The sequence below is a fragment of the Rhodococcus sp. OS5 genome, assembly GCF_056837585.1.
The window spans coordinates 2,122,476-2,142,056 of record NZ_CM166368.1; the positions used below are offsets into that span (position 1 = coordinate 2,122,476).

Sequence of the window (19,581 nt, forward strand, 5' to 3'; positions counted from 1 at the left end):
CGTGACCCGGTGAGGATTCGCCGACTGAACCTACAGATCCGTTCCTCTTGCCGAAACGCTCCGAGGCGAAGTCACACCACCGGTCACCAGTGCGTACCGGGCACGAGTCGGGCGGCACGACGGCCGAGTTTGCGGATGCGCGAGCGCGAGTGGTGCTGTCGCGTCGGTGTTGCCGGAGCGTCTGCCGGAGTTTCCTTGTCTACCTGACCCTTTGCCGCCGGAGAATCGGGGAAGGCCTGGTACATCTGGTTGAGAATTCGGTCCTTGGTGTGCGGTGCGAACAGGGTTCCCAGATCACCCAGGGTTCCGAGTGGTACGTCGATGCGTTTGGGGCGGTCGATCAGCGCGCGGATTACCATTGCCGCAGCCTTTTCCGGGCTGGTGATCGGGCCGTTGTTGTATTCGCCGGTCGGAGCGATCATCGGTGTTTCGACCAGGGGCATGTGGATGGTCGTGAAAGTGATTCCGTCCGCCAGGGTTTCAGAGGCGGCTACGTCCGAGAAACCGTCGAGGGCGGCCTTGCTCGCCACGTAGGCCGAGAATCTAGGCGTTGCCGCCTGGACTCCCGCGCTGCTGATGTTCACGATGTGGCCGAAGCGGCGAGAACGCATGGTCGGTAACAAGGCGAGCACCAATCGCACAGCGCCGAAGTAGTTCACGGCCATCGTTCGTTCGTAGTCGTGGAAACGATCAGTGGAGTGGTAAATGCCGCGCCGGATGGATCGGCCGGCGTTGTTTACCAACATGTCTACGTGATCGTGTTCTGTCAGAATGCTTTTGATCGTGTGCTGGACCGACTCGTCGTCGGTGATGTCGCAGGGGTAACCGAACGCCTTGCCTCCGGCTGATCGAATCTCCTGTACTGCGGCATCGAGTTCGTCGGTGCGGCGTGCGATCAGGAGAACGGTGGCGCCCTTCTGAGCAGCGGCAATGGCCGATGCCTTGCCGATTCCGGAAGAGCCTCCGGTGATCAGAACGATCCGACCGACGAGTGGTCCTTCGGGACTGTTACGTCGTGCGCGATTGGGATCGAGGTTTGCGCGCCAGTACTTCCACAACACAGTGGAGTACGACCCGAACTCGGGGACCGCCAGTCCTGATCCGGCCAGGGCGGCAACGGTTCTCGCGGAGGTGAATTTCGGCGCCATCGTCATGTTGTCGAGTAATGCTGCAGGCATGCCGATGCGATCGAGGAAGGCCTTCCGCGCCGATTCTGCCGAATCCATCGGCAATGGCGAGACAAAGGGTTTGGCGATCACGCCCGGCAGGCTGAGTGCGGGCCGGGGCGCTCCGGCGGCCTTGGCGAGTCCGGCATAGATTTCGCGTACCGGTTGAGGTTTCGGATTCACGAGATGGAATGCTTCGCCGTCGTGGCCGGGCGCGTGCATCAATTCGACGAGGGCGGCGGCTACGTAATCGACGGGCACCACATTGGTTGCGCCGAGGTTGGGGATCGGGACGGGGAGTGCTGCAGGTAGTTTCGCGAGTAGCGCCAGTCCTGGAAACAAGTAGTACGGACCGTCGATCTTGTCCATCTCCCCGGTGACGGAGTTGCCGACCACGGCAGACGGCCGATAAACACGCCAGGTGAGGCCTTCTCGTTCTCGAACGAGCTTCTCGGCCTCGAACTTGGTTCGGTGGTAGGGCGTCGGAAAGCCTTGGCCGCAATCGAAATCGGTCTCGCTGAACGTGCCCGGATAGTCGCCTGCGACTGCGACCGATGACACGTGATGAAGGGTGGCTCCCAGTTTCGCAGCAAGTTCGACCACGGAGCGTGTGCCGTCGACATTCGTCGAAGCCTGCTCGTCTCCGGCCGTGATGTCGTAGATCGCGCCGAGGTGAAGGACGTGGTCGGCAGGTGGGGGAGAATCGATGCCCAGCCCAGGCTCGGTCAGATCTCCAATGAGCGGATGCACGCGATCGCCGCCGGGAATTGCCGACACCTGTTCTTCGAGTTTGGCGACAGAACCGGCTCTGACCAGCACATGGATCTGAGCAGTTTGATCACGCTCGAGCAGGAGTGGCAGTGCAGCTCGTCCGAGAAATCCGGTACCGCCAGTGACGATGTATGTGGCCATAGTCGGTAACTTACTCCAAAGTAAGATCAGCGGCTAGAGGGAAACGAACATCAATGCGTCATGACCCCGTCCTCGGCGTCGAAGTCGATGCCCGCGGAGATGATTCCGGAGAACAAGAACGCGACGGCAAGCGCAAGAGCGGGGATTGCAAGGATCCATTCGAAAATTGTCATGCTCCAAGTCTGACGAAATCAGCTTCGGAGAACATCGCCCTGCGGAGCGATTTAGACGATCGGGCAGTCATCCTCGAGGACGACTGCCCGATCAGGGAAATCCACTAGGTCTGTTGCTGAAGAGTTTCGGGCGCAGTGGGGTGCGCGCTCGTCCTTGCGTCGCGTGACCTGATTTCGGATGAGATGTGGGCGGCCGTTGTTCCGAGGGTGTGAAGGCCATGCGCCGTCCGCCAGTAGACCGGCGCACCATCGTCGAGGCGATGGAGTGGCCAGGCCGGCAAACCCTAGGCCGGTTCAGCGCCCGACAAGTCCTCGACCGCATACGGGGTCGTTCCTTCGAACAGAACACCGATCCCGAAAGGATCGGCCATCTCGAGCCTTGACTCAGCGAACCGCAGCAGCCAGGTTCCGTCAGCCCAGATCACCGCCTCAGGTTCGCCGAACAGTGACTCCGTGGCGTCCAACTCCACGAGTTCGGAGTGGCGGAGGCCGAACTGTGGCCCACGCAGCTGTTGACGCAGGTAATCGGCGGCGACTTCGGCAAACTCACCGAACCGGGCCATCACGGTCGCAGCGAGCGCACACACCGCAGACTCCGGCACGGTGGCCGGCTCGATAACCAGACTCACCGGCCTGGAGTCACCGACCCCCTGGACATCGATGATCGATGTCCAGCACGCCAACGAATCGTCCGAGTCGACACGCGAAAACACTGCTGAGCCGACCACAACACTCTCAGGTAAGTCATCCACGACCCCTAGTCAAACACGGCTCTCCGCAGGATCCCAGGCACTCTTCAGCGACATGATCCAGTCGCGATCAGTGGCCGATGCCGACCTTCGCGTGAACCTTTTTCATCCACACAGGAGCCCACCAGTTCGCTTCGCCCATCAACTTCACGAGCGAGGGCACGAGCAACATGCGGATGATGGTCGCGTCGACGATCAGCGCGACGATCATGCCGACGCCCAGGAACTTCATCACTGACAGCCCTGACATTGCGAAGGCCCCCGTCACCACTATCAGGAGTAAGGCGGCAGCCGTCACGATGCGGCCGGTGCGCTCGGTTCCGAACTTGACCGCTTCCTCTGTCGTCGCTCCCGCGTTCTTGGCCTCGACCATCCGTGACATCAGGAAAACCTCGTAGTCCGTGGACAATCCGAAGACCACCGCCAGGATGAGCACGACAAACGTCGCCTCCAGCGGAGTTTGACTGACCCCGAGGAGTTCGACGCCGTGTCCGTCCTGGAAGACGAAGGTGAGGACACCGAAGGTGGTCGCGAGGCTCAGGGCTGCCATCAGCACCGCCTTGATCGGCAGCACCACCGAACCGAACGCGAGGAACAACAGGATCAGGGTGGATCCGACCATGATGAGGATCATCACCGGTAGCCAGTGCAGGACGGCGTTGTTGCCGTCGTCGACCATGGCTTGACCGCCGCCGACAAGCAGCACCGTTCCGTCGGGAGCGGAGATCGCACGCAGATCTGTCACTGCGGCGCTCTGTGATTGGGGTGTAGAGCCCTCGCTGTAGAGAGCCTGAACCGCGACGAGTTGATTGGTGCTCGCGACGACGATCGCCTGACCGATGCCCTCGACTTGACCGGCGGACTCGGCGATCGCTGCACCTTCGGCCGGGGTGAGAGTGTTCCCGTCCTCGGCCTGAAGGATCATCGTTGCGCCATTTCCGGTTTGCGGGAAGTCGTTGACCAACGTGTCCATTGCGACGCGAGCGGGGTCGTTGTCCGGTAGTGCGGTGTACGAGAGTTCTCCCAGCCGGGCGCCGAGCAGCGGCGAGGCCATCACGAGCAGCACAGCCACGATCGTCACCGAGACTGCGACCGGACGCTTCATCACCCACGTGACGACGCGGCCCCAGAACTTGCGCGAGCGTTCCTCGCCGCGTTGCGCCGCATCCTTGCGCCACGTCAGGGCGTTGATGCGATGCCCCAGAATGGCAAGCAGCGCAGGCACAGCGGTCAGCGACAGGACGGCCGCGCTCAATACTGCGGCGATCGCGCCGAAGCCCAGAGACCGGATGACGGCCTGGGGGAATACGAGCATGCCGCTGAACGCACAGATCAGCAGTAGACCTGAGAACATGACGGTGCGACCCGCCGTCAGAACTGTCCGCTGAGCAGCCGCTCCCGGGTCCGAGCCCGAATTCAGTTCTTCACGGAACCGACCGACCACGAACAGTCCGTAGTCGATGGCAAGTCCCAACCCGAGAAGAGAAGCGACGTTGATCGAGAACGAGGACACATCGGTGATCAGCGTGAGGATTCGCAGAACGGCCAAAGCGCTCAGGACACTGAGTACACCCACGAACACGGGCACGGCAGCGGCGACGATGCCGCCGAAGATAAAGACCAACAGCACCAGAGTGATCGGAATGGCGATGGCTTCGGCGACCACCAGGTCCTTCTCGAGCTTGGTGTTGAATGCGACGCCGACGACGGTGTTACCCGCGAATTGTGCCTCGGCACCTTCGACTTCGAGCTTCGGCAGGAGATCGGCGAAAGTGGCGGGCGTGACGCCCGAGTCCGGTGCCAACGTGATCGCAACGGCCGCCATGGATCCGTCGTTCGAGAGCAGGCTGGCCTTCGCTGCGGCGTCTGTTCCCCAATACGATTTCACCGAAGCGGTCGGCACTTCGGTTTTGAATTGGTCGACGGCGGCTGTCACTGCCGGCCCGATGTCGTCCAGAGTCTTGCCGTCCGTGGGCGAGTAGATCGCGATGATGTCCGGGGTCTGCGGTCCGAGATTGTCTTCGATGATGTCGGCGACCTTCGCGGAGTCGCTGCCCGGATCGATGAAGCCGCCCTGGCTGAGCTTGCCGAACACTCCGAGTCCCCACACCCCACTGATGAGAACTATCAGAACCGCGAGGCTCAGTACCCACCATTTCCGGGCGACGACGGTTTGGGCCCAGCGTGTCATGTATCAACTCCGGTGTGTGGGGGCGTCTGGCCAGATCGACTGTAGTGGGCGTTTGGTCTTGAATCGGAAACGTCATGCATACTGCTCGAAGCACTTGCAAGCCACGCGTGTGGGGGAAGCCGGTCCGAATCCGGCGCTGACCCGCAACGGTAGGTCGATTCTCGGTAGTCACCGAGTGTCGGCAAGCCCGATTACCCGCCGCGCGGTGTGCGACATCCATTCGTCGTGGTCTACGAAAAGGAAGTCCAGCAGGAGCTCTGGCCGAGGATCAGCGTGCGGGCGGAGTTGTCTGTCGGATTCTCATTCGTGGCTCAGAGCCCTTACGAGGTCCCCGTGTCACTTCAGTTCTCCCCGTCCCGCGCCGCCGCTGTTCTCATCGCGGTCGCCTTGGTTTCGGCAGGTTGTTCCAAAGGTCAGGAATCAGAGTCGGCGTCTGCTGCGGAATCCTTCGCACAGCCGGTGTCCGTGACCAACTGCGATCGCGAGATGACCTTCGATTCGCCGCCGCAGCGCATCGTGTCTTTGAACGGACACGTCACCGAAGCCCTCATCGAGATCGGCGCGGGTGATCGGATTGTCGGGCGGGCGTACAGCGACAACCCGCCAACTGCCGAGACCGCCGATGTATTCAACAAGATTCCCAGCCTTTCCGATACGTTCCCCAGCATGGAGCAGGTCCTCGACGTCGATCCGGACTTCGTGGTCGGAGGAATGACCAGTGCCTTCAACGAGAAGCAAGGCCGTTCCCGAGACGCTTTCGGCGAGCGCGGAATCAACACCTTCCTCTTCTCGGAATACTGTGGCACCGGTTTCCCCGACATCGGATTGCTCGAGAACGACTACACGCAACTCGGTCGAGTCCTGGGCGTCGAAGATTCCGCCCGCGAGGTCGCAGAGGAGATCAGCGATGGTCTCGATTCCGTCCGCGCTTCGGTCGGAGACGCGGCGCCGGTACCGACCTTCTTCTACGACAGCGGTGACCAGGTTCCGACGACCATCGGCGGAGTCGGCGTCGGTCAATTGGTCGCGGAATACTCCGGCGTCTCGAACATCTTCGCCGAAGGGACAAAGCCCTACATCGACGCATCGTGGGAAGCTGTTGCCGAGCGTGCACCCCAGGCAATCGTGGTCATCGACTACGGCGACAAGACCGCCGAGCAGAAGATCGACTTCCTCCGTGCCCAGCCGTTGATGGCGACCACCCCTGCTGTGCAGCAGAACCGGTTCGTCGTGGTTCCTCTCGCTGACCTGTTCGAGAGTTCACGGTTGGTGCGTTCGGCACAGACCATCGCAACAGCCTTCCATCCAGGCGCTGACGCGGCGAAGTGACCCGCACGCGTTACGGGTACGGCGCCCTGCTTGTCGGCTTGGCGGTCGCCTTGGCGATCGTCCTGGGGTTGGCCGTCTCCTTGGGATCGGTTCGCATTCCCGTCGGTGACGTCTGGGCGATAGTCGGAGCCCGTTTGGCGCCAGGGACTTTCGAGACGTGGTGGACCGCGGCGCGGGAGTCGATCGTGATCGACTCCCGCCTGCCACGTGCACTCACTGCCGCGGTAGTGGGTGCTTCGTTGGCCATGGCAGGTGCAGTTGCTCAAGCTGTCACCCGTAATCCGCTTGCCGATCCGTATCTGCTCGGAGTCTCGTCGGGCGCGGGATTCATGGTGGTGCTCGTGTCGGTGCTGGGTTTCGGCGCAGGCCTCCTCGGGGTTTTCACGATTCCGGTCGCAGCATTCGTCGGGGCGATGATCCCGTTGTTTCTCGCACTGCTGATCGGCGGCCGGTATCCGCAGCCGACCGCGATCATTTTGGTGGGTGTCGCGCTCGCCCAGATATTCTCGGCGCTCATCACCTTTTGCATCCTGGTATTGGCCGATGATCGGCACGTGACGTCGGTGATGCACTGGATTGCCGGCGGATTCGGTGATGCACGATGGTCGACGCTGATCTTCCCGACGATCACACTGGCCGTCGTCGGCACAGCCCTTCTGTTCAGTTCGCGATGGATGGACGTTTTGCAGACCGGTGACGACGGGGCTGCTGCACTCGGTATGAACGTCCGACGGTTCCGTGTGTTGTCCTTGCTCGCGGTCTCCGTACTGGCGGGCGCAGCAGTCAGCGTTGCCGGTGGAATCGGTTTCATCGGTCTGCTGATCCCGCATCTGGCCGGCTTCATCGTCGGCACCAGAGCAATTCGACTGCTCCCTGCTGCAGCCCTGCTGGGCGCCGTCGCGATGGTTGCCGCGGATACCGCTGCGCGCTCGGTGGCACAATCCACTGAAGTTCCGGTCGGAGTGATCACGGCCCTCGTGGGTGCACCGATCTTCGTTTGGATGCTCTACCGGCAGTATCGGAGGCTCGAACAGTGACACAGGCCAGAACAGTGACACAGGCCAGAACAGTGACACAGGCCAGAACAGTGACACTCCCGAAAGACTCCGAAACTGCGCCCCTGCTCGAACTCGTCGAGGCCCGGGCGCGGCTCGGAAATCGCGAAGTGTTGCGCGGCATCACTTTCGCAGTCAAGTCCGGTGAAATATTGGGCTTGGTCGGGCCGAACGGCAGTGGCAAGACGACGGCGCTGCGCTGCTGCTACAACGCTTTGACGCCGACAGGTGGCGCAGTTCTGATCGATCAAGTCGACTCGACGACGCTCTCGCGTAAGGACATCGCCCGAACTGTCTCGGCAAGTGTTCAGGAACCCACTGTCTCGGCAGGACTGTCGGTTCGTGAATCGATCGCGCTCGGACGAACTCCGCACCGCAGCTGGTTGGACCGAAGCACGGAGCGCGATACCGCCATCGTGGACCGGTGCATCGAGCAGGTCGGTTTGGTCGAGCTTGCCGGACGAGACGTATCGACCCTGTCGGGTGGTGAGCGGCAACGTGTCTCGATAGCTCGCGCATTGGCTCAGGAGCCCAAGGTTCTGTTGTTGGACGAGCCGACCAATCATCTCGATCTTCGTCACCAGTTGATCGTGATGGAACTGCTTACCGAACTTGCGTCGGCGGGGCTCGCAGTTGTGGTCACGATGCACGATCTACGGTTGGCAGTCGAGTACTGCGACAACCTTGCCGTGCTCACCGAAGGTGAACTCCGCGCGTGTGGGTCTACGGTCGAGGTGTTGGACGAGCCGTTGTTGGCCGAGGTTTTCGGCATCAGGGCGCGAGTCGAACGCGGAGTACGTCCGCGGATGGAGATATTGGGGCTGGCATGACGGAATCGGTGGCCGGGATCTACGCCCGTATGGCAGTAGCTGTGCCGTTCTTCGACAACCTGAGCGCGTATCCGGATACGGTGCCCGCGGTGTTGATGACCGACCCCCAGTGGTTGGCAGGACGTGTCGCCGATACGGCAGAGCGATGGGGGAGTGCGGACAGTCGAGTGAACGGCACGTTGTGGTGGTACTCGGCCAGCTCGACGCTGACCGGCATTCCGATCGGAACCGGGATGGTCACCGGGTTCGCGGCCGATCCATCGTTGGACGGTGGGCGGATCTTCTTGCGTGACAACGGCTATCTGGGCGGTTTTGCTGCCGGATCGGTCATTCCGATCTCGCGGAGTGTGGCGGAGTTGGGCCACGCGATGTTCCGCTCGCTCAATCCCGTGATCGAGGTACTCGCCGAGGTGTCCGGCGTTCGGCAGCAGGCGCTGTGGGCGATCACGACGGACTCCATCGCCAATCGCAGCCTCGATGCCGCCGGTAATGCGCTGGAGCGCGGAAGTGCATTTGCGACCGGTCTGATCGAAGTTCTCCGCGGTGAGAACCCGGGCATTCCGGTCCCGCGTTTCGTGGACGTGGATCGCAGAGAATCTGCTGTGCGCGTAGGTAATCCATTGACGCCGGTGGCATTCGGGCGACGCAGATTCACGCAGCGGGCGTCGTGCTGCCTGATCTACGAGGTACCCGGTGAAGGCAAATGCACCAGTTGCCCGAAGCGCGCACCCGAAGATCGGGTGCGCGCCTTGGCCGCTCTGGTGTGACTGTGGGTGGGCGGATTCAGGTGTTATCGGATCAGTGAGCTGCGACCTTGGAACGGTCGAGTCCCAGCGCGTCGGTCATCGTGAAGAACAGGTCGGTCTGGTCCGTGAGACCGCTGACGTTGGCCGCATGCGGGCCGAAAGCTGCTACGCGCAACTGAGTTCCGGTGTGTCCTTCGGACTCGACGGCCGGATCCTCGGACGTTCCGTAGCTGATCGTCATCTCCGAGCCGTCCTTGGTGGTCAGCTTGCGGGTCAGTCCGGGGTAGACGATTTCCTGGGCGCGCTCGACCGGGATGTTCTGGTCCTTGGCGATGGTGGCGATGTCGTCGGCGCTGACATTGGTGACGATCTGGCTGGTGTGAGCGTGGTCGGCTGTGACGATGACCAGGGTTTCTCCGTCGGTCTTCGCGAATTCGAGTGCCTTCTGCACAGCTTCGTCGAGGTCGACGGTTTCACCGATCTGACCGCACGCGTTGGCTGCGTGATCCTGCTTGTCGATCGAGGCACCTTCGACCTGGAGGAAGAATCCGTTGTCGTTGACCTTCAGTAGGTCGATGGCCTTCTGAGTCATGTCCGCGAGCTTGGGCACGTCGGAGGTTCGCTTGGGGTTGTCGACGCAGGTTTCGGCGGGTTGCAGGTAACCGTCACGGGTGGCGACAGAGCCTTCCCAGCGGACGGGCATGTTGCCGTCGGCGAACAAGCCGAGCACGGGTGCATCCTGATCGGCCTTGCCGACCTCGTTCATCTCGGCGGCGTTCTTCACCAGCTGGTAGCCACGGGCGGCGGCCTGCTCATTGAGTGTCTTGCCCTGCCAGTCACCGGCTTTCGCAGTCTCGGCGAAGGACTTGGCGCCGCCGGCAAAGGTGACGTCGGCGCGGGTGTCGAGGAGTTGTTCGCTGATCGATCCCTTGCCGCCGTTCTCGAGGGCGTTCTCCGGGCAGGACTTGGACGTCGCCTCCGGTCCGTAGCACTTGCGGCCACTGACGTGCGCGACCTGCACTGCGGGGGTGGCGTCCTGCACCTCGGCGGTGGAGACGTTGCCGGTGGCCTTGCCGTTCGCCTTGGCGATCTCGAGGACGGTCGACTGGGCCTGACCCTTGATGTCGACCGAAATCGCGCCGTTGTAGGTCTTGGTGCCGGTGGACCATGCAGATCCGCTGGCTGCGGAGTCGGTGACGTAGTCGGGCTTGCCGTCCTTGGTCAGTGCGTAGTGCGTGTACTGGCCGGTGATCGGCAGGGCGTCGAGACCGGGGAAGCTGCCGGCAGCGCCCTCGGCGTAGTTGCGCGCGGCGGTGATCTCCGAGTCGCCCATGCCGTCCCCGATCAGGAGGATGACGTTCTTCGCGCCGGAGGCATTGACGGCGTCGCGCACTGCGGCCGACTGATCACCGTCGATGCGACGAGCGCCACCGTTCGAGGACAGTTCGCCGGTCGCGGCGCGATCGACGGTCGCGCCGTTCGAGCCGGTGGCCTCGTCGGCGCTGCTGCTGCAGCCGGCAGCGGCCAGAACGGCGACGGCGCCGGCGACGGCCGTCAACCTACGTGTGTTGCGCGAGAACGACATACGAGTAGTACTCCTGGAAACAGTGTGGATGGAGATGATGAACGCCGCTAATGATCTGGGGCGAAAGTGAACGGAGTGCAGACATGCGTACATCTGAATGTGACGAGACGGTGAGGGTTGAGATTCGCTCTGTTGACTGTGGGTGAGTGACCTGTCAGACTGAATCAGCATCGAACATCAGTTCGATGCATGTGGTGCGTCTTCCCTTTCGGCATCCTCGAGCAGTCGGTCGTCCCTGACGGCCGACTCGATCAGGTGCGAGGTCAGTGTGGGTTGGGGAAATGGGCCGCCGACGTGGTCCGAGATGGAACGGGTGCTTTCCGGACGACCCGGCCGTGTGGAACATGAGGATTTGTTTCCGGGCGATGGAAGCGACAGCCCCGCCTGGTCAAGAAAGCGCGGCGAATACCACGCGGGCGAGCTCACCCGTGGTGCCGGTGTAATTCCTTACGCAGAACTGCACGCTCACTCGGCCTTCAGTTTCCTCGACGGTGCATCACCGCCGGAAGAGCTGGTCGAGGAAGCAGTGCGTCTCGGGCTCGAAGCTATCGCCGTCACCGATCACGACGGCTTCTACGGCGTGGTGAGGTTTGCGGAAGCCGCACGTGAATGGGGAATGCGCACCGTGTTCGGGGCTGAGTTGTCTCTGGATTCGGTACCCAGAACCGGCACGGCAGATCCCGGTGGAACGCACCTCCTGGTACTTGCCCGTGGGCAGGAAGGGTATCGCCGGCTCTCGCGGGAGATCGCTGCCGCGCATCTGGCGGGCGGCGAGAAGGGCAAACTGCAGTACAACTACGACGTGCTGACCGAAGCGGCCGGTGGCCACTGGCAGATCCTGACCGGGTGCCGGAAAGGTCATGTGCGGCAAGCCTTGACGTCGGGTGGTCGCGAAGCAGCGGCGGATGCCTTGGGGGATCTGGTCGAGCGTTTCGGGGCGGAGCGAGTGTCGGTGGAACTCACTCATCATGGGTTGGCGGAGGACGACGAGCGCAATGCCGTTCTGGCCGAATTGGCGAGAGAGCATGGACTACGTACGGTGGCGACCACCGCCGCGCACTTCGCCGCTCCTCCGCGTCGACGCCTCGCCATGGCAATGGCGGCTGTGCGGTCGCGTCAAAGCTTGGACGAGGCAGCAGGATGGTTGGCCCCTACCGGCGGAGCGCACCTGCGGTCCGGCGCGGAGATGGCGGCACTGTTCTCGCTCTATCCCGAGGCTGTCAGTGGTGCCGCCGATCTTGGTCGTGAGTGCGCTTTCGATCTCAAGCTCATCGCGCCCAAATTGCCACCGTTCGACGTGCCAGCCGGGCATACCGAGGCGTCGTGGTTGCGTGAGCTCACCATGGTGGGGGCGCTGGAACGCTACGGACCGCCGGAAGGTGCACCGAAGGCATACGAACAGCTCGAACATGAACTTGCCATCATCGAGGGATTGAACTTTCCCGGATATTTCCTGGTGGTGCATGACATCGTGTCGTTCTGCAAGAACAACGACATCCTCTGTCAGGGAAGAGGTTCCGCTGCGAACTCGGCGGTGTGTTACGCGATCGGCATCACCAATGTCGATCCGGTTCGCAACAAACTGCTGTTCGAGAGGTTTCTTGCGCCTGAACGTGACGGCCCGCCGGACATCGACGTGGACATCGAGTCCGACCGCCGGGAAGAGGCGATCCAGCACGTGTACGCGAAGTACGGGCGTACGTATGCCGCGCAGGTAGCCAATGTCATCACCTATCGAGGAAAGTCGTCGGTGCGGGACATGGCTCGGGCGCTGGGCTTTTCGCAGGGACAGCAAGATGCGTGGAGTAAGCAGGTCGGCCGGTGGGGTGGTATCGACAAGAATGCGGATACCGATATTCCGCGTCCGGTACTCGAACTGGCGGCGCAGATCGAAGGCTATCCGCGGCACCTCGGTATCCACTCAGGCGGCATGGTCATCTGCGATCGTCCCATCGCCGACGTCTGCCCGGTGGAGTGGGCGCGGATGGCCAATCGCAGTGTCCTGCAATGGGACAAGGACGATTGCGCTGCCGCTGGGCTGGTCAAGTTCGATCTGCTCGGCCTCGGCATGCTCTCAGCTTTGCACTACATGATGGACCTGGTAGCCGAACACAAAGGCATCACAGTCGATCTGGCGCAACTCGATCTGTCGGAAACAGCGGTGTACGAGATGTTGCAGCGGGCAGATTCGGTGGGTGTGTTCCAAGTGGAATCACGTGCGCAGATGGCGACACTGCCGCGTCTGAAGCCTCGAAACTTCTACGACCTGGTAGTCGAGGTCGCGCTCATCCGTCCGGGGCCGATCCAAGGCGGATCAGTGCATCCGTACATTCGTCGGCGCAACAAACTCGAACCTGTGTCCTACGACCATCCGTCGCTCGAGAAGGCACTCGAACGCACGTTGGGGGTTCCGCTGTTCCAGGAACAGTTGATGCAGATGGCCGTCGACGTTGCGGGCTTCACGCCGTCCGAGGCCGATCAATTGCGTCGGGCAATGGGATCGAAACGCTCCACCGAGAAGATGGAACAACTGCGCGCGAGGTTCTATCAGGGCATGCGAGACCTACACGGCATCGGTGACGAGGTTGCCGACCGGATCTACGAAAAGCTGTATGCATTCGCTAATTTCGGTTTCCCGGAAAGCCATTCACAGAGTTTTGCCGCGCTGGTCTTCTACTCCTCGTGGTTCAAACTTCATCATCCCGCTGCGTTCTGCGCCGGACTTCTGCGCGCGCAGCCCATGGGTTTCTACTCGCCGCAGTCCTTGGTCGCCGATGCGCGCCGGCACGGAGTGCAGGTACACGGTGCAGACATCAATGTCAGCCTCGCGCATGCCACCGTCGAGGCAGGTGGATTCGAGGTTCGGCTGGGGCTGGGGGAAGTGCGCAACATCGGCGATGCACTCGCCGAGAAAATTGTCGAACAGCGCGACCTCGGTGGACCGTTCACGTCGTTTCTCGATCTGACGGGGCGGGTGGAACTGACTACCGCACAAGCTGAATCGCTGGCGACCGCCGGTGCGCTAGCCAGCTTCGGTATCTCGCGTAGAGAAGCGCTGTGGGCAGCGGGCGCTGCGGCGGGGGAGCGCCCCGACCGCTTGCCCGGTATCGGTGCGTCGGTCACAGCTCCCACCCTGCCCGGCATGAGCGACGTCGAATTAGCGGCGGCGGATGTCTGGGCGACAGGAGTATCTCCCGACACGTACCCGACACAATTCCTCCGCCCACAGCTCGACGCGCTCGGCGTGGTGCCGGCGTCGAGACTTCTCGACATCCCGGACGGTGACCGTGTGCTGGTGGGGGGAGCAGTCACACACCGGCAGCGTCCGGCCACAGCTGCGGGCGTCACGTTCATCAACCTCGAGGACGAAACCGGCATGGTCAACGTCGTGTGTTCGGTGGGGTTGTGGGCAAAGTACCGAAAATTGGCAAATACGGCGCCGGCGTTGCTTATTCGAGGGAAGGTGCAGAATGCAGAAGGCGCTGTCACCGTCGTGGCAGACCGGATGCAGCTGATGGATCTGCGAGTTACGGCCAAATCGCGAGACTTCCGTTAACGCCTGATTCTGGCCACCGTGTTAGTGCCGAGAGACAGTTTTGTGCCGAGAGGACAAATGTGGAGCTCAACTCTGACCTCCGAGCATATGGTGCGGGTCACATTTGCTCCCTAGGGTTGTCGCTTGAGCGCGATCGATTCACCACACGCAGCCGCGGTCAGTTGCCTTGCGCGTGAATATCGTCGCCTTCCAAACGCGCTGAACCAAAAGCACTTCGAGTCGAAGAGGAACTTCATGAGCACAGCGATTCTCGTCGCACACGTACACCCCGCCGATCCGTCTTCGGAGGATGCGTTCAACCGCTGGTACGACGACGTGCATATTCCGCAGGTCGTCGAACGAGTGCCCGGAGTTGTCTCCGCCTCCAGATTCTTCCTGGCGGATGTGCAGTTGCTGCCCGAGGATGCATTGCCCGCGCGCCGCTACCTGAGCATCTATCAACTCGACACGGAAGATCTCGCGGGCACCGCGCAGGCGTTGGGAAGTGCTTTGGGCGACGGAACTCTCGACATGTCCGAGGCCATCGCGACCACCGGTGACACCGGACCCGAATTGCTTTTCTACGTCCCGACCGAGAACTGAAGGGGAACGCTGACATGTCCGATCTTCTCGCGAACAAAGTTGCAATTGTCACCGGCGCAGGTGCCGGAATCGGCGCCGCCATTGCCCGGGCATTCGGGGCGGAGGGCGCGAGGGTCGTGGTCTCCGACATCAACGGTGGCGGAGCACAGGCAGTGGCGGACTCGATCGACGGAGCTATCGCTGTCACCACTGATGTCACCGACGAACAGCAGGTCAAGGATCTCGTCGCCAGAGCGGTCGAAGAGTTCGGCGGACTGAACGTCGTAGTACCCAACGCCGGTATCGCCACCACGACCCCGCTGATCGAGACCTCGTTCGAGGACTGGCGGAAAGTGATGTCGGTCAACCTCGATGGAGTGTTCTTGACAGTGCGTCATTCGCTGCCCGCTCTCGTCGCATCCGGTGGCGGTTCGATCGTGAACATCTCGTCGATCTCGTCGACCACCGGCTCGCCTTTGATCGGCAGCTATGCCGCAGCCAAAGCAGCAGTTCGCAATCTCACCGAAACCCTGTCAGCCGAACTTCGCTTCCACGGAATCCGCGCGAATGCATTGCTGCCCGGATTCATCGATACCGACCTGGTCAAGAGTCACCAGCAGGATTTCGAGAATGCCCTCGGCCTCGAGTCCGGGGGATTCGACGACCTGATGGTCACGAAGCAGACGCGCTATGGCCGGACCGAGGAAGTTGCCGCCGCCGCAGTGTTCTTTGCGAGCGACCAGTCGTCGTGGTGCAACGGCAGCAGCCTGGTTCTCGACGGAGGGTTCACCGCTTCTCTCCTCTGAGCAGCAGAACCCTTTCCGAACGTCACCCGATCACCATTCGTGCGAGGATCCACACCATGACCAACCGCGCCGTGTACGTACTCCCGCCTGGAGGATTGAACAACCTCGAATCGAGGACGATCGAGACCCCGGGCCCGGGTGCGGGTGAGGTGACGATCGCGATCCACGCGAATTCGCTCAACCACCATGACTACCTCGTGGCGACCGGAGAGATAGCGACCGACGGTCCGCGGATCCTGTTGTCCGATGCTGCCGGGGAGGTCGTTGCGGTCGGAGACGGCGTAACGCAGTTCAGCGTCGGAGATCGCGTGATGAGCACCTATTTGCCGCATTGGCGGAGCGGCACACCGGATTTCGACGGATTCGGAAATTCGCCGGGTGACGGTGTCGACGGGTTCGCCCGCGACACCGTCACCGTGCCGGTATCTGCTGTGACAGTGATGCCGCGAAACTACACCTACGAGGAAGCCGCTACCTTGCCCACCGCGGGATTGTCAGCGTGGCGCGCACTATTTGCCGGAGTCCCGATCATCCCAGGGTCGTCGGTGTTGATCCCTGGGACCAGCACGGTAGCGTTGTTTGCCGTCCAGCTGGCCAAAGCTGTTGGAGCCCAGGTGATCGCAACCTCGTCGGCCCCCGACAAGATGGCTCGATTGACCGAACTCGGTGCCGATCACGTGGTCAACTACCGTGAGCGCCCGGACTGGGGTTCGGAAGCGATGCGGCTCAGCGGCGGGATCGACCTCGTCCTCGACGTCGGCGGGCCGTCCACCCTCGGCCAATCTCTGGCGGCAGTCCGACCCGGCGGGCGAATCTGCGCGCTGGGCATCATGAACGGCCCCTCGTCGTCGATCGACCTGACTTCGCTACTGACCAAACAGGTCACCATCGAAGGTGTTCTGGTGGGCAGTCGTGCACATCAGGAGGAGATGGTCGCCGGGCTGGAGAGCCTGGCGCTTCGTCCCGTCATAGATTCTTCCTACAGCCTCGACCGCCTCGCTGACGCTTTCGAGCAGCAGAAATCCGGGCAGGCCTACGGCAAGATCGTCATCACAAACCCTTGATCGCTTGCCGGTCCCAACGGGGATCGGTGAGGATTTCCGCCGAGTCGCCGACAAATGCACGTGCGGCAGTCTGGTCGCCGCTCAGGGTGAATCTCAGCCACGCGGTGAGGTAGCCCCGGAATCCTTCGCCATCTGCGGCCCAATTGTGGCCGACGCCAAGCAGTCTGCCGCGGACCGCCGGTCCGGCGGTTTTGTCGAAGTACTCAGCTTGCGGATCGGCGGTGGAGACCGGGTCGTCGGCGCCGGTCATGAAGAACGTCGGTCCGGTCAACTGGGCCACGTCGATCACGTCGACAGGTCGCGAGGCCCACCACGGGTCAGGCAAATCGAGTACCGCCGTGGCGGTGATCAGATTCGCGGACTGGGTTGCCGCGTTGATCGCGCCACCGGCGCCCTGGGAGTGTCCGACCGAGGCAATGTTGTCGGTGTCGATCCGCTGGTGAAAAATGCTCTCAGCGTTGGTGTTCTGATCGACGACGTACTGGGCAGCCCCCAAGATCTCCGTCCCGTCGCCGGTGACGCTGCTGTCGGCCACCACAACGACAAAACCCCAAGAAGCGAGATGCTGCAGGAGCGCTTCGTACTCTTCGTAAGTCGCATAGCTGCCGTTGCCGAAGGTGACGACGGGATGCCGATTGCCATCAGACGACAAGCCGGCTGGGTAGAACAGTTGGTACCCGGGAACTGAATCGGCAGCCACTTCATGCGCGCCCTTGGCTGCATACAGATCGCTGATCGATTCCGACGCGATGGATTCGGTGGTCGCGACTTCGGGAGTTGTCGGAACCCCCGCGGTGGCATGAGTGACGGCACCGGAGAGTGCCAGCAGACACGATGCAGTCACGACGGCGAACGAGTACGTGGTTCGAGAAGGCATGGGCACAAGTATGTCTTGTACGGTCGCGGTCGGTCAGGCCGAGACGGGTGTGTGCCGATCTTCGCCGATTCGATCTCGAATGAGGAAGACGGCGGTCACCCCGAAGACGACCAAGAGGACCGTCAGTAGAGAGGTGATGGCGGCGGCGCCGCTCACTTCCGTGGTCACCGAAGTGTCCAGCCCGCCGGTCGAGAGAATTGTGGTGGGGTCGGTGAGGCCGTGTAACACGATTGCGGCCCAGATCGTGCCCGTCACACGCATTGTCAGGTACATGCACATACCGAAACCGAAGGTGTAGACCACGGTGACCAGAACGGTTGACGCCTTCATCCCGGCGATGAGGTTGACGGTGTGCATGAGTGCAAACACCAGTGAAGACACGACGGCGACAAAGCGTTCCCGGTGGCCGGCGTCGCGCAACATCTTCACTGCCAGGCCACGGGTGGCCAATTCCTCGGTCAGGCCGACGCACGCACCGAGCACCAGCAGGGCGATTACCTCGCCGGTGGTCCAGGCGCTCCAATCGGTTCCCGCCAGATGCGCAACAATGGCGGCGACCACGATGATCGGACCGATCCACATCCAACCCCGCCCACGAATGGGTTGTGGGCCGAAGACGCCGCGCAGCCAGCCGACCTTTGTCGTGAAAACCAGCAGGGCGATCCCGCCGATCGCGATGGGCAATGCGACGCCGAGGAGGATGCTGGAGGCGCTTGCCACGACATTGTCCGTGTCGATCTGGTCTGCAAAAACCCTGGAGGTAACCTGCCCGACAGCAAGATAGAACGCCAGGTAGACGACGATCAGCAGGAGCACTTTCCACACGGTGGGGCGACTCCAAAAACCGGACTTTTCGGGAACCGTATTGGTCATTGTCAGATCGTAAAGGGAGCTGCACGAAAACGCCCGGGTACCGTCTATTCGGACAGCAGCGAACACGAAGGCAGGCGCAGAAGAAATGTTGGAAGTCGATTTGAATGCACTGGACACGGCTTTGGCAGCGGGTGAGCCGTTGATCGACGTCCGTGAGGCCGACGAGTTCGCTCAGGTCCGAGTTCCCGGTGCGACGCTCATTCCGCTCAGCGAATTCGTCTCTCGCGTGGGTGAAATTCCGGACGCGGAAACGGTGTACATCATCTGCGCCGTCGGTGGTCGGAGCTTGCAAGCCGCTGAGTATCTGCAGGCTCGCGGCATCAATGCCGTTTCGGTGGCCGGTGGAACGATGGCGTGGTACCAGTCGGGGCGCCAGGTCGAGACCGGCGAATAGTGCGTAACTGTTGGGGCAGCTCCCGTTTACGGAGCTGCCCCAACACGTCACTTCCGCCAGAACAGGTGGTGCGTCACGCCGCTCGGGCTCGGCACAACGTCGAGGTTGAAGCGGTCGAGTAACTCGTCAGGTGTCTCCCACAGTCGTAGACCGGATCCGAATTCGATCGGGGAGACAGCGATGTGCATCGTGTCGACCAGATCGGCGTCGAGGAATTCACGGATAGTGCTGACTCCGCCGCCGAGTCGAACGTCCTTGCCCTGCGCTGCCTCACGTGCCTGCGCGAGGGCCGTCGCGGGGTCGGCGTCGACGAAGTGGAATGTCGTGTCCGATAGCGTGAACGACGGCCGCACGTGGTGGGTCAAGACAAAAACCGGGGTGTGGAACGGTGGCTCGTCGCCCCACCAGCCCTGCCACTCGAGATTCTCCCAAGGGCCGCGGTAGGGTGAGAATTTGTTGCGGCCCATGATTTCGGCGCCGATGTTGTTGGAGAAGTCCCGCGTGAAATAGTCGTCGAGGCCTCGGCTGCCGCCGGGATCGGTGCGATTGGGCCAGCTGGCCGTAGCTCCTGCCCACGCAAACATTTCACCGTGGTCCAGGCCGAACGGGCTCTCGAAGCTCTGGTCCGGACCGCAGGCTATTCCGTCACTCGAAACGCCGAAATTCTGCACTCGCAATAACTGACTCACCGTGTACTCCTGCTCTCGACAATGG

General features: G+C 62.1%; 17 protein-coding genes and 1 riboswitch. Of the genes, 9 read left to right on the forward strand and 8 right to left on the reverse strand.

The window, feature by feature from the left end:
• Window positions 1-83: 83 nt before the first annotated feature.
• The 4 genes from ACVZUB_RS09825 to ACVZUB_RS09840 form a co-directional block, all read right to left on the reverse strand.
• Complete coding sequence (locus ACVZUB_RS09825; RefSeq protein ID WP_081557628.1) at window positions 84-2,078, reverse strand: SDR family oxidoreductase; 1,995 nt, start codon at window positions 2,076-2,078, stop codon at window positions 84-86.
• Between the two features lie 50 nt (window positions 2,079-2,128).
• On the reverse strand, window positions 2,129-2,251 hold the full coding sequence (locus ACVZUB_RS09830; protein WP_003940840.1) for a hypothetical protein: 123 nt from the start codon (window positions 2,249-2,251) through the stop codon (window positions 2,129-2,131).
• Between the two features lie 284 nt (window positions 2,252-2,535).
• The gene (locus tag ACVZUB_RS09835; RefSeq protein WP_231917264.1) at window positions 2,536-3,003 is read right to left on the reverse strand and encodes a hypothetical protein; all 468 of its coding nucleotides are present in this window, start codon (window positions 3,001-3,003) and stop codon (window positions 2,536-2,538) included.
• A 67-nt stretch (window positions 3,004-3,070) separates the two neighbouring features.
• Window positions 3,071-5,191 (reverse strand): MMPL family transporter, encoded by a 2,121-nt coding sequence (locus ACVZUB_RS09840; protein WP_482628311.1) that lies wholly within the window; start codon window positions 5,189-5,191, stop codon window positions 3,071-3,073.
• A 71-nt stretch (window positions 5,192-5,262) separates the two neighbouring features.
• Window positions 5,263-5,408, forward strand: a riboswitch (cobalamin riboswitch).
• Window positions 5,409-5,524: 116 nt separating this feature from the next.
• On the opposite strand from ACVZUB_RS09840, the gene ACVZUB_RS09845 reads away from it, so the two are divergent.
• Genes ACVZUB_RS09845 through ACVZUB_RS09860 form a run of 4 tightly spaced genes read left to right on the forward strand, consistent with a single transcriptional unit; the run spans window position 5,525 to window position 9,172 of the window.
• Window positions 5,525-6,520 carry an ABC transporter substrate-binding protein gene (locus ACVZUB_RS09845; RefSeq protein ID WP_029254958.1) on the forward strand — a complete coding sequence of 332 codons (996 nt, stop codon included), beginning with the start codon at window positions 5,525-5,527 and terminating at the stop codon, window positions 6,518-6,520.
• Window positions 6,517-7,557, forward strand: a complete 1,041-nt coding sequence (locus tag ACVZUB_RS09850) for a FecCD family ABC transporter permease (RefSeq protein ID WP_116056951.1) — start codon at window positions 6,517-6,519, stop codon at window positions 7,555-7,557. The genes ACVZUB_RS09845 and ACVZUB_RS09850 overlap by 4 nt, the downstream gene beginning before the upstream one ends.
• Window positions 7,558-7,607: 50 nt before the next feature.
• Window positions 7,608-8,405 (forward strand): ABC transporter ATP-binding protein, encoded by a 798-nt coding sequence (locus ACVZUB_RS09855; RefSeq protein ID WP_482628312.1) that lies wholly within the window; start codon window positions 7,608-7,610, stop codon window positions 8,403-8,405.
• Entirely contained in the window at window positions 8,402-9,172 is a 771-nt protein-coding gene (locus tag ACVZUB_RS09860) for a (2Fe-2S)-binding protein (RefSeq protein WP_482628313.1), read from the forward strand. Before ACVZUB_RS09855 ends, ACVZUB_RS09860 begins: the two co-directional genes overlap by 4 nt.
• Before the next feature lie 31 nt (window positions 9,173-9,203).
• On the opposite strand, the gene phoA is transcribed toward ACVZUB_RS09860, so the two are convergent.
• Window positions 9,204-10,736 (reverse strand): alkaline phosphatase, encoded by a 1,533-nt coding sequence (gene phoA / locus ACVZUB_RS09865; RefSeq protein WP_003940796.1) that lies wholly within the window; start codon window positions 10,734-10,736, stop codon window positions 9,204-9,206.
• A gap of 268 nt (window positions 10,737-11,004) precedes the next feature.
• Between phoA and ACVZUB_RS09870 the strand changes: the two genes are divergently transcribed.
• From ACVZUB_RS09870 to ACVZUB_RS09885, 4 genes are all read left to right on the forward strand, one after another.
• Complete coding sequence (locus ACVZUB_RS09870; RefSeq protein WP_482628314.1) at window positions 11,005-14,292, forward strand: error-prone DNA polymerase; 3,288 nt, start codon at window positions 11,005-11,007, stop codon at window positions 14,290-14,292.
• Between the two features lie 234 nt (window positions 14,293-14,526).
• Window positions 14,527-14,874: a hypothetical protein gene (locus ACVZUB_RS09875; protein ID WP_007727425.1), complete on the forward strand. Its 348-nt coding sequence runs from the start codon at window positions 14,527-14,529 to the stop codon at window positions 14,872-14,874.
• A 14-nt stretch (window positions 14,875-14,888) separates the two neighbouring features.
• Window positions 14,889-15,659 carry a glucose 1-dehydrogenase gene (locus ACVZUB_RS09880; RefSeq protein ID WP_030535097.1) on the forward strand — a complete coding sequence of 257 codons (771 nt, stop codon included), beginning with the start codon at window positions 14,889-14,891 and terminating at the stop codon, window positions 15,657-15,659.
• Between the two features lie 56 nt (window positions 15,660-15,715).
• Entirely contained in the window at window positions 15,716-16,723 is a 1,008-nt protein-coding gene (locus ACVZUB_RS09885) for a zinc-dependent alcohol dehydrogenase family protein (RefSeq protein WP_042449681.1), read from the forward strand.
• Here the strand turns inward: ACVZUB_RS09885 and ACVZUB_RS09890 are convergent.
• Both ACVZUB_RS09890 and ACVZUB_RS09895 read right to left on the reverse strand, forming a co-directional pair.
• The gene (locus ACVZUB_RS09890; protein WP_007727417.1) at window positions 16,710-17,600 is read right to left on the reverse strand and encodes a dienelactone hydrolase family protein; all 891 of its coding nucleotides are present in this window, start codon (window positions 17,598-17,600) and stop codon (window positions 16,710-16,712) included. The two genes, ACVZUB_RS09885 and ACVZUB_RS09890, sit on opposite strands and share 14 nt — an antisense overlap.
• A 33-nt stretch (window positions 17,601-17,633) precedes the next feature.
• Entirely contained in the window at window positions 17,634-18,473 is an 840-nt protein-coding gene (locus ACVZUB_RS09895; RefSeq protein ID WP_482628315.1) for a CPBP family intramembrane glutamic endopeptidase, read from the reverse strand.
• Window positions 18,474-18,558: 85 nt separating this feature from the next.
• On the opposite strand from ACVZUB_RS09895, the gene ACVZUB_RS09900 reads away from it, so the two are divergent.
• Window positions 18,559-18,867 carry a rhodanese-like domain-containing protein gene (locus tag ACVZUB_RS09900; protein WP_003940684.1) on the forward strand — a complete coding sequence of 103 codons (309 nt, stop codon included), beginning with the start codon at window positions 18,559-18,561 and terminating at the stop codon, window positions 18,865-18,867.
• Window positions 18,868-18,914: 47 nt separating this feature from the next.
• Here ACVZUB_RS09900 and ACVZUB_RS09905 read toward each other — a convergent pair whose 3' ends face one another.
• Entirely contained in the window at window positions 18,915-19,556 is a 642-nt protein-coding gene (locus tag ACVZUB_RS09905; protein ID WP_003940771.1) for a dihydrofolate reductase family protein, read from the reverse strand.
• Window positions 19,557-19,581: the final 25 nt, after the last annotated feature.